Origin of the sequence: Pseudomonas sp. R3-57 (assembly GCF_051132065.1) — a bacterium.
Classification (GTDB): Bacteria; Pseudomonadota; Gammaproteobacteria; order Pseudomonadales; family Pseudomonadaceae; genus Aquipseudomonas.
Genome location: NZ_CP071655.1, coordinates 2,974,816 through 2,989,573, shown reverse-complemented (window position 1 = coordinate 2,989,573; position 14,758 = coordinate 2,974,816). Strand labels below are relative to the sequence as shown.

The window sequence follows — 14,758 nt, the reverse complement described above, 5'->3', positions numbered from 1 at the left end:
TTTTTTGTGCTCAGGTGGTTTGCCTGGCCTTACGCTGATCAGCAAAGAACGGTTTGTTGCTGGCGACCCGATCGGACGCCCGTGGCATGTTCACCGCTTGCGCGTCCTGCGGTTCAACGTACCAGTAGCAATGGCTGACCGCACGGGTGATGCCGACATAGGCCAGGCGCAGGATTTCGTCTTTCTGCGCATTGTCATATGGCTCGCTGTCGCCCGCTTTACCGAGCCCGGCCATGCGGTAAACCTGATTTTTGTAAGGCGAACTGGTCAGGTGCTGACAATCGCCGAGCAGGAACACCGCATCGGCCTGCAGGCCTTTGGCACTGTGATAAGTCAGTTGCTTCAGACGCCGAGCTTCGTACGGCAAGCTCGAATCTACATTAAGTACCGGCTGAATATGCTCGGCTATCAATGTCTTATCGCTGCTTTTTCGATAAAGCATCAAGATTGAATGACCCTGGCGATAGTGCTCGGACAAGCGCTCGGCCAGTGCCTGATCGTCACGCTCGAGAACATTGACCGCTTGCAACGGCTTGGGCGCACCGCTGGCCTTGGCCTTTTTGCCCGGGATGGCCGGCGCCGCGCGGACGATATGTTCGGCGGCGTCGATGATGTGCTGGTGGCTGCGGTAATTGTCGCTGAGCATCACTCGCGTCGTGCTGGGCGACGGAAACTCCTTGTCAAACGCCATGAAGTAACTCGGCGAACTGCCGCGCCAGCCATAGATCGACTGCCAGTCATCGCCAACGCACAGCAATGACGAACGCTGCGCCCCGCGCCCGACGTGCATGGCCGGACCTCGACTGCGGATTTCAGCGAGGCTTGCGCGGATCCAGGAAACGATCTGCGGCGAAACGTCTTGAAATTCGTCAATCATCAGATGCGACAGCGGCCGAAGCAGCTCATCGCTCAACAGCTTGAGGTTTTCCGGCGAATGCTCGCTGAACAAGGCGAACATCCGATTGTAGGTCATGACCGGTGGTTTCTGATCGAGCAGATGATCTTCGAAGGCGCGCCAGAACAGGCTCAGCGCCTCGAAGAAAAACCGGTCCGGATCGTCTTTGGCGAAACTCATGCGACCGACTGCGTCAGGCACATCCAGCCCCAGGTTCTCGATAAACCCGGCCGCGGCGACAAAACAATCGAGCAACGGCGCCGAAGTCAGCTCGCCCTTGACCTTGTATTCGAAGCCCGGACCGGCGCTGGCATCCCCGGCCAGGGTTGCCAGGATGCGCCTTGAGGACTCGTAACTATCCAGCCAGATCAACGGCTTACGACAGAAAGCTTGAAACAGGGTGCGCTTTACCGCCCATTCGGCGCGCACGCTGAGCTTGGCGTTGGGCCGGGAAAGCTGAGGGTTCTCGCGTTGATCGAAGCCCAGCACTAACCAGGCATCAAGACTCGGGATGTAGCCATGACTATGGAATTTCGCACCATTGATCTCGAACGTCTGCCGATTCGGTTCGATGCCCTTGATCGGCCACGCACCGGCGCGAAACCACAGATCCTCGATCACATCGCAGAGTTCTTCATCACGTCGGGCGGCCAGCTCCGTTACCGCTACACGCTTTTGTACGTCCGGGTGATCGCGCTCCAGCTCCTTCAACTGCAAACCGGCGCGGGACAACGGCTGAATCAACTGACGGAAACGCTCGTCCTGGTTAAACAAGCGGTGATAGCAGGCGTTGAGCTGCTGGCGTTGCGCGTCATTGATGCGCAGGTCAAACGGGTTGCTGTCGACCTCTTCGGCCGCGCCCTGCGTTCTGTCACTGAGATTCTCGAAAGCCTGCAAACGCTCGAACCCCGGCAAGCTGCGCACCATCGGTAGAATGCGCGAATGAAAGGTACGCACCAGTTCGCGAGCCTGGCGCAGATTCACTGCCAAGCCCCAGAGTGCGAATACTTCGATCAGTTTGTTGATGAAATCCTTGCGCGACTCGCGGGTGAAGGTCACCACCGTCATCGAGTCCAGCTCGAAACCCAGATAGTGCTTGAGCAGCAGGATACGCAGCACCAGCGTGGTCGACTTCCCCGCGCCAGCCCCGGCGACCACCGAGGTCGACGGCGTTTCGCTGAAGATCATCTTCCATTGCGCGGCGCTTGGCTGCGCGTGGGCAGGCAACAGGCGCGCGACATCGGCTTTCATGCGTTTTTTCAGTTCGGCCGTCAGCGGCAGTCGCCAATCGTCGAACAAATGGTTGTCGACGCCGGGCGGGCGGTGCTCGGTGTTGCGGCTGTCGCGAATCAGCAACACCTGCCGGCCTTCCTCCAGCCCTTCGAGTTTGCCTTGTTTAAAGCCGTAATCGACACCCGCGGTGTGCCCGCTGCGAAAGCCATCCGCCTGCCCGTGCAACCAGGACGCACGGTGCTGCGCGCGCAAACGGGTCAGACCATGGCCGAAGAAACGCGCCGCCAGGCGTTTGAACCAGGGCATCTCGGCCAATGGGCGAAGTTCGGGAGGGAGATCGGGGGTGTGTTGCGCCACGCAGACGGCTCCAGTGTGTGAGGCTGAGGCGGCTATGGTGTCTGGATTCGCCGCACGTTTCTAGCGAAATGCTTATGGCTCATCGGTTTAGGCGATGAAATGAAAGTCCGGTGAGATGTTTTAGCTCCTCTTTACATCAAGCTATTCGATAGTAATGCCGAACTTTTTACGCTTTTTATCGATAGTTAACGGGTAGATGATCGCCGTCATAAACCACCGGTTTCGCCCTGTGCCGAACCTATTGCGGAGACGATCATGCTTGAACTCAGACCTTTCGATTCGCTGGGCGCCGCCCACCACGGCTGGCTTGATGCCCACCACCATTTCTCTTTCGCCGAGTATTACGACCCGCAACGCATGAACTGGGGCAACCTGCGCGTATGGAATGACGACGTGATCGCCGCCGGCAGCGGTTTTCCGCAGCACCCGCACCGCGACATGGAAATCATCACCTATGTGCGTGAAGGCGCGATCACACACCAGGACAACCTTGGCAACAAGGGCCGCACTGAAGCGGGTGACGTGCAGGTGATGAGCGCTGGCACTGGCATTGCGCACAGTGAATACAATCTGGAAGCCCAGGACACACGAATCTTCCAGATCTGGATTCTGCCGACTGAAACCGGCGCGCCGCCGTCCTGGGGTGCCAAACCGTTTCCTAAAGGCCAGCGTGAAGGGTTCGTGACATTGGCCAGCGGCAAGGACGGTGACGACCAGAGCCTGCGAATCCGCGCCGATGCGCGTCTGGTGGCGGCGAATCTCAAGGCCGGGGAAACCGCGGAATACCGTCTGGATGAAGGGCGCCGTGCGTATCTCGTTCCGGCCACCGGAGTGATTGAAGTCAATGGCTTGCGTGCACAAGCTCGAGACGGCGTAGCGGTGGCGCAGGAGCAAGTGCTGACCGTCACGGCGGTTGAAGACAGTGAAATCGTTCTGGTGGATCTGGCTTGAGGTCTTTACCGAAATCCCTTGTGGGAGCGAGCCTGCTCGCGATGGCGTAGCGTCAGGCGATGAATTCGTTCGCTGATCCACCGCATTCGCGAGCAGGCTCGCTCCCACAGTTGCAGTAGGAATGTAAAAAGCCCCCGCCATCGTGAGATGGCGGGGGCTTTGTGTCATCGCTCAAAGCATCAACGGCTGGAAATCGCCCCATCCACCAATGCCTGCGCTTCAACCACCAGTTGCTTGAGGTGGTTATCACCGACAAAGCTCTCGGCGTAAATTTTATAAATGTCTTCGGTGCCCGACGGCCGCGCGGCGAACCAGCCGTTCTCGGTCATCACCTTCAGACCGCCGATCGCCTGATCGTTGCCCGGTGCATGGCTGAGAATGCTCTGGATTTTCTCGCCAGCCAGTTCGGTCGAGGTGACCTGCGCCGGCGACAGCTTGCTCAGCAACGCTTTCTGCTCTGGATTGGCCTTGGCATCGACGCGCACCGAGAACGGTTCGCCCAGTTCATCGGTCAGCGCCTTGTACGCCTGGCTCGGATCGCGCCCGGTGCGCGCGGTCATTTCCGCGGCGAGCAATGCCGGAATCAGACCATCCTTGTCGGTGCTCCAGACGCCACCGTCCTTGCGCAGGAACGACGCACCGGCACTTTCTTCGCCACCGAAACCCAGCGAACCATCAAACAGGCCTTCGGCAAACCATTTGAAACCGACCGGCACTTCGTACAGGCGACGGCCCAGACGCTGGGCGACACGGTCGATCAAGCCGCTGCTGACCACGGTTTTGCCCACGGCGGCATCGGCACGCCATTGCGGCCGGTTCTGGAACAGGTAATCGATGGAAACCGCCAGATAGTTGTTCGGCGCCAGCAGACCACTCGAAGGCGTAACGATGCCATGACGGTCGTGATCCGGGTCGCAGGCAAACGCGACGTCGAAACGCTCTTTCAGGCCAATCAGGCCTTGCATCGCATGGCTCGACGACGGGTCCATGCGAATCTGGCCATCCCAGTCGACGGTCATGAAGCGGAACGTCGCATCGACTTCTTTATTGACCACTTGCAGATCCAGACGGTAATGCTCGGCAATCGCCGACCAGTAGCGCACCCCTGCTCCGCCCAGCGGATCAACGCCCAGACGCAGCTTGGCGTCACGAATGGCATCGAAGTCGATCACATTGATCAGGTCGGCAACATAGGTATTGACGTAGTCCTGGCGATGGGTGGTGCTGGCCTTGAGCGCCTGCTCGTAGCTGATGCGCTTCACGCCGGCGAGCTTGTTGGCCAACAGCTCATTGGCCTTGGCCTCGATCCACTTGGTGATATGGGTGTCGGCTGGCCCACCATTGGTGGGGTTGTATTTGTAACCACCGCTTTGTGGCGGGTTATGCGACGGCGTAATGACGATGCCGTCCGCCAGGCCCGAGGTGCGGCCGCGGTTGTAGCACAGAATGGCGTGGGAAATGGCCGGTGTCGGGGTGTATTCGTCACCTTCGGCGATCATCACCGTGACACCGTTGGCGGCCAGAACTTCCAGCGCGCTGGCCCCGGCCGGGGTCGACAGGGCGTGGGTATCGATGCCGACGAACAGTGGCCCGGTAATGCCTTGCGCTTCGCGGTACAGGCAGATCGCCTGGCTGATTGCCAGAACGTGCCACTCGTTGAAACTCAAGTCGAACGAGCTGCCCCGGTGTCCGGAAGTACCGAACGCCACGCGCTGAGTGGAAATCGACGCGTCGGGCTGTCCGGTGTAGTAAGCCGTTACCAGTCGCGGGATGTCGACCAACAGTTCTGCCGGTGCCGGTTTGCCCGCAAAAGGACTGAGTGTCATGCAAAACCTCTGAAATGGAGTGATTCAGGAATAGAGCGCAGTTTACTGGCAGTTTGACCGTAGCGCGACGGGATCTATCCGGGACTCTTCCGATGTTTTTTAACGTCAGTCAGCGGGGGCCAGACGCAGGGCGTCACCGAGCAACCCGACCACACTGGCCAGATCACGCTCACCATGCCCCAGCGCACTCAATCGCAGGTTTTGCCCGTGCAGCCCCTGCAAGCTGAACAACTCGCCCGGCGCCACCACAATCTGCTGCCTGAGCAGGCGCTGGAAAACCTGCACCATATTGACCGGCCGCAACGACCGCACCCACACGGTAGCGCCGCCCTCGGGCTCGACGACATCCAGCGCATCGCCCAGGCGATCGCGCAACAGCGCAATCAGCGGCGTGCGGCGTTCCTTGAGCATTCTTCGCAAGACCGACAGATGCTGGTCCAGTCGCCCGCCCCCCAGCAGTCTGGCAATGGCTTTCTGGCGGATCGGTGACAAGCGGAATGCACGCAACAGAAAGTGCCGCTGCAACTCATGGCGCCAATGCCGCGACAACAGATAACCGAACGGTGCCTCAGCGCCAATGAACTTCTCGAAGGTTGAAAACACCAGCAACCGTTCAGGGTCAAGCCAGTCACGCAAGGGCTGTGCGCCCTCGCCGTCGTGCAGTTCGCTGTAGCAATCGTTTTCCAGCACCCAGGTGCCATGCAATGCCAATAAATGCGCAATGGCCTGCTGGTTACTCAGCGGACGCAGGCTGCCGCGTGGCATGTTCAATGCCGAAGACACCAGCATCAAACGGACCGATTCGTGCGTTAACAGCGACTCGAGCCGTTGCGGATCCACCTGACCTTCGCCCAGCAGAGGTAATTCGATGACCCGCACCTGGGCTGCTTGCAACAGACGCAGGATCACCCAGTCACATGGCGATTCGACCACGACGGTGGCGCCACGCAACTCCAGCACCGCAATCAGTATTTCCAGTACCCCACGCAAATCTGCGCCGATATAGACGTCGTCTGCGCGCCAGTAATTGGCCGTCGAGGTGGTGTAGCGCGCGGCCAACACCGTGCGCAGCTCCCGCTCGCCGCACGGTTGGATCAGCGAAGACGGCTGGCGTGGATACTGGCGCAGCAATTCGCGCTCGAGCATCAGTAATGGACTGTCCAATGGCTGCAGTGAAGCCGGGTCGTCAGCGCTCAGCACGCACATGCCCGGGCGTCTGGCGTTGACGTACACCGTTTCCAGCAAATCATGGCAGCTCTCCAGCGAATCCATGTCGTGTAGCGGCTGAGCGTAATACCCGGACTTGGCGATCGAGTAGACCCGCCCTTCCTTTTCCAGCAGCGAATAAGCGTACTGCACTGTCGAGATCGATACGCTGAGCCGGTCTGCCAGTTGTCGCAGCGAGGGCAGGCGCACTGCTGCGCCCTTCCCGGCTTCGTCTATCAACGATGTCAGATACCGATAAACCGCCTGATAAACAAAGTCATTATCCCTCGACGCTTTCACAATCCCGTGTCCGTGGGCATCCATTCATCTCCTGACAAAGGGCTCATGGTCAGCCTTTTGCCGAGCGGTCTGCAGGCGGCTGTGCAGTGGCGCCCTGGTCGTCCAGGCTCGGCGCGGTGGCCTGATCTGCAGCGGCCAGGCGAAACGGCCCCATCGCATAGAGACGCACGATCAACCGGAGCGGCAGCCCGCTGACGTCGGTCATCCACTTCACGACCTGTTCCGGGGCATGCAGGCCTTGCATTGCCCGGTGCAGCTCCGGGATCGCCACCAGCATGCCGGGGTGACAATGGCGCAGGAACCGCTCAAGACCCGCGCCGCCATCGATGAACGGGGCAAACAGCAGGCATGTCAGCTGGATCTGGTTCAAGTCGAAACTGGCCAGCAACGCACCTTCCGCCTGTACGCTCAGTTGTTCGAGCTCGCGCAAATTGCCGAAACTTGCCAGCAGTTGCTCGCAAACGGATTCAGGGACCTGTTTTTGCCGCATTGTCAGCAAGCTGCTCGCCAGATAATCACTGACGCCCGCGTCGTAGGTCCGACCTTCGATGAATTGCGCCTGCAAACCTCGCAGATGCGCAGCCACCACAGGCTCTGCGTGTTCATCGTCGGGCTGATAGAGCGTCATGTCGTCCGCCTGGAAACCAAGGAAATCACTGAGCAATGGCCAGCGCTCCTCGAGCTTGCCGACAATCATGTCGTTGATATGAATGAAACTGGTGCGCCGACAGGCTTCAAACTGGCCTTGCGGATGCCAGGCCACCCGCTCCTCCTCTGGGTAGAACTCCCGGTAATAATCGCCACCCAGCGCATCGAGCAAAGGGAAGAGTCTGTCGAAGCCCACATTGCTCACCTGTGGCCCGGCGATGCCAGCCTTTTGCACCGCCCGGTCCAGCCCGTCGAGAAAATGCTGCTGACGGCGCGTTGATTCGCTCCCGATCATGGCATCAACGCCATGATTCCAGCGTGCTATCTGGCCATAGAACTCGGCAGTGGCGAGGTAGGCGTCATCCCACAAATGCAGCGGCTCATCCCAATTGCGTCGATGCCCGAGCAGCAGCAAATTGAGGCGATTGGCTTCGCGACCGGCATCACTGATCGGCGTCTGATGATCAAACGGCACGACTTCCCGATGGTCCACCATCACCAGCTCGACCCGTGGATCGTCATACAGGAACAAGGCACTGTAGCTGCGATGCATGTTCTGCAGGGACGTCTGGCTGTTGCCGTTCCAGCGCAGATTGGCTACCCGCAGCTGAAACGTCGCCGGCGCACGGCTCGCAATGCTCAACTGAGCAGCGCGCAGCAACGCCAGGGTGTAACAGCTGTCGCGCGACCCGGACTGGTTCACCAGGACCTTGAATTGACCGATGTGTTCCATGCCACCCGCGGCCACCGCCAGCCGCTGAATCAGCAACTGCAGGGCCGTGCGTTCGGCACGGGAGAAAAAACTCAGCAAGCGTTGCAATACTTGCTGGTAGACATAGTTCATTGCTTGATCATGGATCGTGCTCATCGGTATTTACCCGGAATCGAAAAGTTCATGCCGCGTTCACGGAGATATCCGTGGCACGACAATTCATCAATAAGTAATAGACGCTCAAATGCTAACACTTACAACTTTGAAGTTATTTGAAACACTTGAGCTGGCAGAACCCCAAGGACTGCCTTTTTTTGGCCTCAAAGCCCCGTAATTACGGGGCTTCCCTCATTCACCGTTCGTCCTAGGAAATTTCCTACGGGGTCCGACGGCAAGTGAGTACAAGAAAAAGAGAAGTGGTTTCCGAATCGTCTTACAGCAATTAAACAGAAGTTGCCGCTATCAACAAATTCAACCGCTAGATATCGCGCAGGACAAATAGAATGCACAGCCATGGCTCATTCCTTGAGATGAAAGTAATCATTCAATTATCAGGGCTTATAGGGCGATTAGAAGATACAGATCGAGAGCAAAAACCAGTTCAGTTGTTCAACAGGCACGCGGACGGCGCCTCAACAAGCGTGGTAGTCGCAAAGGGAGAGTAAACGCAGAGGAGTCCGTGGGACCACGGACTCCGAGGGGCAAGGCTTACGCCGGTTCGACTTGCAGGGCAACTCGTTCGCGGCACGGGCATTCGTCCATGTAGCGATGTGCTTCGACGAACTCGTTGAACGCGAATACACGGGTTTTAAGTGGCAACAGTACGCGGTCAGCGGTCAACTGATTGATGTCACGCAAGGCTCGTTGCAGGGCGACGTGATCCTGCACGATCCCCAGCTCGGGCTTGCCGGTGAAATTGCCGATGCAGTGGACGAAGAACTGAATGTTCTTCTGAAACGCTGCGCAGGCCGGGAACGGCGTCTGGTTACCGCCCTGCAAGCCATACAGCACCAGGCTGCCGCGCGGGGCCAGCACATCGCCGAGCAACGACATCTGCGGGCCACCGAGGCCGTCGAACACAACGTCGACACCGCGGTTGTCGGTGATCTTGTTGATTCGCATCAACAGATCTTCCTCTTCGGTGACGATCACCTTTTCTGCGCCCAGAGACAGCAGATACTCGCGCTCCTCGGCTTCCTTGGTCGCGGCAATCACCCGCACACCCAGCGCCTTGCCCAACTGGACAAACGACGGGCCGGCGCAATGGCTGGCGTCGGTGACCAAGGCGAATTGCCCCGGCTTGACCCGCGCCAGATCGGCGTAGGCAAAGTAGGCGATCAACAGTGGCGTGTAATGCACGCTGGCTTCGATCGGGCTGAGCACATCTGGATAACGGGTCAAGGCAGTACGCGGCAGCACGATCGACTCGCCGTAAACCGGATAGTCGTTGGGGCTTTCAGCCGGGAAACTGGCGACCTTGTCGCCCACGGACAGGTCCTCGACGTCGGCACCGACTGCGGTGACCACACCGGCCATTTCATGGCCAAGGCCCGAAGGCAGGCGGGCCTGGGACGACGCCAGGTTCTGACGCCAGAGGGTGTCATACCAGCTGATGCCGATGGCTTCGACACGCACCTGCACTTCGCCAGGACCTGGCTGAGCGGCCGCATGCTCTTCGCATTTGAGCACCTCGGCCGGACCAAACTTGTGAAAACGGATCGTGCGGGACATCGCAAACCTCGTCAAAGTAACCTCTAATGCCATGAACTCTATCTGGGCTTTCGACCCAAGACCATCAGTGGCTATTAATAGTCGACATGCCTGTCATTGATTCCGCAACAGAAGCGGCATTGGCAAAATCCAGAAAAAAAGCGCTGCCGCCGTCTGGTAAAAGCTGAATTTTCCGGTGCAGAGTACCAGCCTTTCCCCGTAAGATTCATGCCGGCCATTGTTCTCATATGGCCGCTCTCGTCAAGCTTGATGACTCTGCCAGGACTCCAGATGAATCGTAATGACCTGCGTCGTGTCGACCTGAACCTGTTGATCGTATTCGAAACATTGATGCACGAACGCAGTGTGACCCGGGCGGCAGAAAAGCTCTTTCTCGGACAACCGGCAATCAGTGCGGCGCTGTCGCGCCTGCGCAGCCTGTTCGACGACCCGCTGTTTGTGCGCACCGGGCGCAGCATGGAACCCTCTGCCCGCGCGGTGGAAATCTTCGCCCTGCTCTCGCCGGCCCTCGATTCGATTTCGACCGCCGTCAGCCGTGCCGCCGATTTCGATCCCGCGACCAGCACGTCGGTGTTTCGGATCGGTTTGTCCGATGACGTCGAATTCGCCCTGCTGCCGATGCTGCTCAAACGCCTGCGCGCAGAAGCACCGGGCATCGTGCTGGTGGTGCGTCGAGTCAACTACATCCTGATGCCGGGCCTGCTCGCCTCCGGCGAAATCTCGATCGGCGTCAGCTACACCACCGACCTGCCCGCCAATGCCAAACGCAAAGTCCTGCGCCGCAGCGCCCCCAAACTGCTGCGCGCCGACACCGTACCCGGCCCGCTGAGCCTGGACGATTACTGCGCCCGCCCGCATGCACTGGTGTCGTTTGCCGGCGACCTCAGTGGCTTCGTCGACGAAGAACTGGAAAAACTCGACCGCAAGCGCCACGTGGTGCTGGCCGTGCCGCAATTCAACGGGCTGGGGACGCTGCTGGCCGGCACTGACATCGTCGCGACCGTGCCGGATTACACGGCTGACGCGCTGACAGCCGCCGGTGGACTGCGCGCCGAAGACCCGCCGTTGCCGACGCGTACGTTTGAACTGCACATGGCCTGGCGCGGGTCGCAGGATAATGACCCGGGTGAGCGCTGGTTGAGGTCGCGGATTCAGATGTTTTTTGGGGATCCGGACAGTCTTTAAGCGTCGCCGGACAGCCCGTTCAGCTGACCATTTTTTCAAACCATTCCAGCGCATTACCGATACCTGCTGTGCGCAACGATTTGAGGCGAATCGAGGCGGTCGGAGGAACCGGATCAAAGGTGCAGCGCAGGTTTGGACTGGCGAACGCCATGGGCCGAGGGAACGCGGACACGCAGGGCAATCAGCAACGCGGCCAGCAGCATCAGCACGGCTGCCGCTATGAACACGCCTGCGCTGCCACCGAGGCTGAACATCGCCCCACCCGCGGCGGCCCCCGTGGCGATGGCTGACTGTACAGAGGCCACCACCATGCCTCCGGCGCTTTCCGCCTGGTCCGGCACCGCGCTGGCGACCCAGTTCGACCACGCCACCGGCACACCACCAAAGGCCATGCCCCAGACCGCCAGCAACACCGCCTGCCCCGGTACCGAGGCCGGCAACAACACCAACGCCAATGCTGCAACGCCGACCAGCGCGGGCATCAGCACCAGCGTGGCCAGCGGGTAGCGCTCCAGCAGCCGGCCGGCCAACAGCGTGCCGACGAAGTTCGCCACACCGAACCCCAGCAGCATCAGGGACAGCCCTTGCGCACCGATGCCGGTCGTCCCTTCAAGGAATGGCCGAACATAGGTAAACATCGCGAAGTGCCCGCTGTGCACCAGCACACAACCGAACATGCCCATGGCAATGCCTGGGCGCAGCAACACCTCGAAAACGGTGCGAAGTCTGGCTGGCCGCCGAGGCGCTAGTTTCGGCAGCGTGAACGACTGGAAAGCCAGGGTCACCATGCCAACCGCCGCCGCTGCGAAGAACGCGCTGCGCCAGCCATACAGCCCGCCCAGATAGCTGCCCAGCGGCACTGCCACCACTGTGCCGATGGCGATGCCGCTGAAAATGATCGACAGCGCGCGCGGCAACAAGGCACTCGGCATCAAGCGCATCGCTACCGCCGCCGCCATGCTCCAGAACCCGCCAAGCGCAATGCCCAGCAAGATGCGCATCACTAACAGCACCGCGAAGCTGGAGGAAACCGCGACCAACAGATTGGACGCGACCATCAACACGGAAAAACCCAACAACACCCAACGTCGGTCGATGCCGCGGGTCAGGCCTGGCACCAACAAGCCAGCGAACAGCGCCACCACGGCTGTCACCGTTACCGCCTGGCCAGCCAGCGCTTCGGACACGCCCAGCTCGGTCGCCATCAACGTCAACAAACTGGCCGGAAGGTACTCAGCGGTCAGTAAGCCGAACACCCCCATTGCCAACGAGAAGACAGCCATCCACGCAGGTGCCGCAGGCTCTGCGTCGGCGCTGACGCCGCAATGGCGGTCGGACACGGTGTTAGCTACACAGTCAGTCATTGCTCGGATCTCCCAATCTTCATTTCGAGCCGCAGTCTAGGCGCTGAAAATCGGATGATCTATGATCCTTAGTCTCGACTTTTTGACCAAAACACCTGAACGATGCCTGCCGATCAGTTTGCCCTTTCCTCGGACCTCATCAACGAGCTGCTGCGCGGCATGCGCCTGCGTGGCGTTGACTACCGGCGTATCCAGGCGGGTTCTACCTTCGGTTTGGGCTTTGCGGAAAAACCTGGGCACGCCTGGTTCCACTTCATGGCGGTCGGCAATGCGGTACTGCGAATGGAGGACGGCAGCACCTATGCGCTGTCTGCCGGCAACGCCGTGTTCATCTCCCATGGCGTCGCCCATCAACTGTTTTCCCATCAGGACGCGCCTGTCCAGGACATCGATCATCTGGACGGTGCGCCCTTGGGGGACGCCGTCAGTGCGGTGGACACCGGAACCGATGCCAGCCCGGTTCCGAGCACTATTTTGTTCAGTGCTTGTATGGAGTTTGAACTGGGCAGTATCCATGGCCTTGGCAGGCTGATGCCGGGCTTGATGCTGATTGATGCCGGCGGCCAGCGCTACCCCGGACTGATGCCGATCCTGACCACCATGGAACGCGAGGTCAGCGCCGCACGCGTTGGCTACGCCGGTATCCTCGCGCGTTTGGCCGACGTGGTGGCTGCCATGGTCGTTCGCGGCTGGGTCGAGTGCGCCTGCGGGAATGCTTCTGGCCTGGTCGCCGCGTTGCGCGACCCCCGCTTGGCCGGTGCACTGCTTGCGCTCCATCAACATCCGGGCCGCGACTGGACGGTTGCGCAGTTGGCAGAGCACTGCAATACCTCACGCTCGGCCTTCGCGGACCGCTTTCAGACGACCATTGGCATGGCCCCGCTGCGCTATGTCACCGAATTGCGAATGCGCCTTGCAAGCCAATGGCTGACCCTCGAGAGGCTACCGATTGAAGAGGTAGCGCAGCGTTTGGGCTATACCTCCCAGGCCGCGTTCAGTCGTGCATTCAAACGCATCACAGGCAAGACGCCTGGATTGAGTCGCAAGGTCAGGCAAGCCGAACGCAGCTAGTCGATGGCCAGCGCGAACAGGCGCAGCTGCCCGCTCAAGCCTTGGCAGGCGCCATCCCGGACTTGCGCGCATCTCGAAAAGCAAACATAAACACCAACACCACGCCCAGCGAAAAGAACGCCGGAAACAACCAGATGCGCTGCCACTGATGCCCCTCAGGTGTGGCGTAGTAGTCAGAGACATGCCCCGCGACCCAGAAACCGATCAGCATGCCCACGCCGTAAGTCGCCAGGGTAATCAGGCCTTGGGCCGAACTTCTGAAGCGTTCAGGGGTTTTGGCATCGGTGTAGATCTGCCCGGACACGAAGAAAAAGTCGTAGCAGATGCCGTGCAAGGCGATACCGGTGAACAGCATGAAGGCCAGGTCGGCGTTGTTGCCGTAGGCGAACAACACGTAGCGCAAGGCCCACGCCAGCATGCCCATCAGTAAGGCGATCTTGATGCCGAAGCGGTGAATGAACAGCGGCAGCAGGAGCATGAACAGCACTTCGGACACCTGCCCGATGGCCATCTTCGCCGTGGGATTGGTCATGCCGATGTCCGCCAGAAACGGGTTGGCATTCTGGTAATAGAACGCCAGCGGGATGCAGATCATGATCGAGGCAATGAAAAACACCAGATAGCTGCGGTCTTTCAGCAGGCCCAGGGCGTCGAGGCCGAGGAGCTGTTTGACCCCGGTGCGGGTGTTCTCGGTTTTCAGCGGTGCAGTACTCGGCAGCGTGAAGCTGTAGACGCCCAGCAGCAGAGAGGCCAGCGCCGCCATCAGGAAGGTGTTGCGCAGGCCGCCTGAGGCAATGGCGGCTTTCGAATCCCAGGCGAACACAAAACTGATCACCACTCCGGCGACAATCCAGCCCACCGTGCCCCACACCCGAATGCGCGAGAACTCCAGCGCGGGGTCGCGCATCTGCCGGAAGGCCACCGAGTTGACCAATGCCAGCGTCGGCATGTAGATCATCATGTAGGCCAGTACATAGGGATAGAACGCGGCAAAATCCGCCGCTCGGTAAAGCTGATAAAGCAACACCGCCCCCAGCAGATGCAACACCGCCAGAATGCGTTCGGCATTGAAGAAACGGTCGGCGATCAGCCCGATCACGAACGGGGCAATGATCGCGCCCCAGGATTGGGTCGAAACGCCATGCCGATCTGACTGCCGCTGGCGCCCAGTTGGCTGGAAAGAAAAGTGCCCAGGGTGACAAACCAGCCACCCCAGATAAAGAACTGCAAAAACATCATGGCGCTCAGGCGCGCGGTCATCCAGATCATCACAGTCACC

The 14,758-nt window shown here is 59.9% G+C and carries 9 protein-coding genes and 1 pseudogene; 3 read left to right on the top strand and 7 right to left on the bottom strand.

Going from position 1 to position 14,758, the window contains the following annotated elements; genetic code table 11:
• Nucleotides 1-10: 10 nt before the first annotated feature.
• Entirely contained in the window at nucleotides 11-2,485 is a 2,475-nt protein-coding gene (locus J3P93_RS13525; protein WP_434598159.1) for a UvrD-helicase domain-containing protein, read from the bottom strand.
• Nucleotides 2,486-2,740: 255 nt separating this feature from the next.
• On the opposite strand from J3P93_RS13525, the gene J3P93_RS13520 reads away from it, so the two are divergent.
• Complete coding sequence (locus J3P93_RS13520) at nucleotides 2,741-3,436, top strand: pirin family protein (RefSeq protein ID WP_434598157.1); 696 nt, start codon at nucleotides 2,741-2,743, stop codon at nucleotides 3,434-3,436.
• 179 nt (nucleotides 3,437-3,615) lie between these two features.
• Here J3P93_RS13520 and pgm read toward each other — a convergent pair whose 3' ends face one another.
• The 4 genes from pgm to J3P93_RS13500 all read right to left on the bottom strand — a co-directional run bounded on the left by pgm (nucleotide 3,616) and on the right by J3P93_RS13500 (nucleotide 9,859).
• A complete protein-coding gene (pgm, locus tag J3P93_RS13515; protein WP_434598155.1) occupies nucleotides 3,616-5,262 on the bottom strand; it encodes a phosphoglucomutase (alpha-D-glucose-1,6-bisphosphate-dependent) in 1,647 nt (548 codons plus the stop codon).
• Nucleotides 5,263-5,367: 105 nt separating this feature from the next.
• Nucleotides 5,368-6,768 carry a PLP-dependent aminotransferase family protein gene (locus J3P93_RS13510; protein ID WP_434598368.1) on the bottom strand — a complete coding sequence of 467 codons (1,401 nt, stop codon included), beginning with the start codon at nucleotides 6,766-6,768 and terminating at the stop codon, nucleotides 5,368-5,370.
• 49 nt (nucleotides 6,769-6,817) lie between these two features.
• On the bottom strand, nucleotides 6,818-8,284 hold the full coding sequence (locus J3P93_RS13505) for a hypothetical protein (protein ID WP_434598153.1): 1,467 nt from the start codon (nucleotides 8,282-8,284) through the stop codon (nucleotides 6,818-6,820).
• Between the two features lie 552 nt (nucleotides 8,285-8,836).
• The gene (locus J3P93_RS13500) at nucleotides 8,837-9,859 is read right to left on the bottom strand and encodes a zinc-dependent alcohol dehydrogenase family protein (RefSeq protein ID WP_434598150.1); all 1,023 of its coding nucleotides are present in this window, start codon (nucleotides 9,857-9,859) and stop codon (nucleotides 8,837-8,839) included.
• A 270-nt stretch (nucleotides 9,860-10,129) separates the two neighbouring features.
• Here J3P93_RS13500 and J3P93_RS13495 point away from each other — a divergent pair, with 270 nt between their 5' ends.
• Entirely contained in the window at nucleotides 10,130-11,044 is a 915-nt protein-coding gene (locus tag J3P93_RS13495) for a LysR family transcriptional regulator (RefSeq protein ID WP_239007503.1), read from the top strand.
• 113 nt (nucleotides 11,045-11,157) lie between these two features.
• On the opposite strand, the gene J3P93_RS13490 is transcribed toward J3P93_RS13495, so the two are convergent.
• Entirely contained in the window at nucleotides 11,158-12,408 is a 1,251-nt protein-coding gene (locus J3P93_RS13490) for an MFS transporter (protein ID WP_434598148.1), read from the bottom strand.
• Between the two features lie 102 nt (nucleotides 12,409-12,510).
• Here J3P93_RS13490 and J3P93_RS13485 point away from each other — a divergent pair, with 102 nt between their 5' ends.
• Entirely contained in the window at nucleotides 12,511-13,479 is a 969-nt protein-coding gene (locus tag J3P93_RS13485; protein ID WP_434598146.1) for a cupin domain-containing protein, read from the top strand.
• A gap of 34 nt (nucleotides 13,480-13,513) precedes the next feature.
• On the opposite strand, the pseudogene J3P93_RS13480 reads toward J3P93_RS13485, so the two are convergent.
• Nucleotides 13,514-14,748 (bottom strand): annotated as a pseudogene (locus J3P93_RS13480) (MFS transporter).
• Nucleotides 14,749-14,758: the final 10 nt, after the last annotated feature.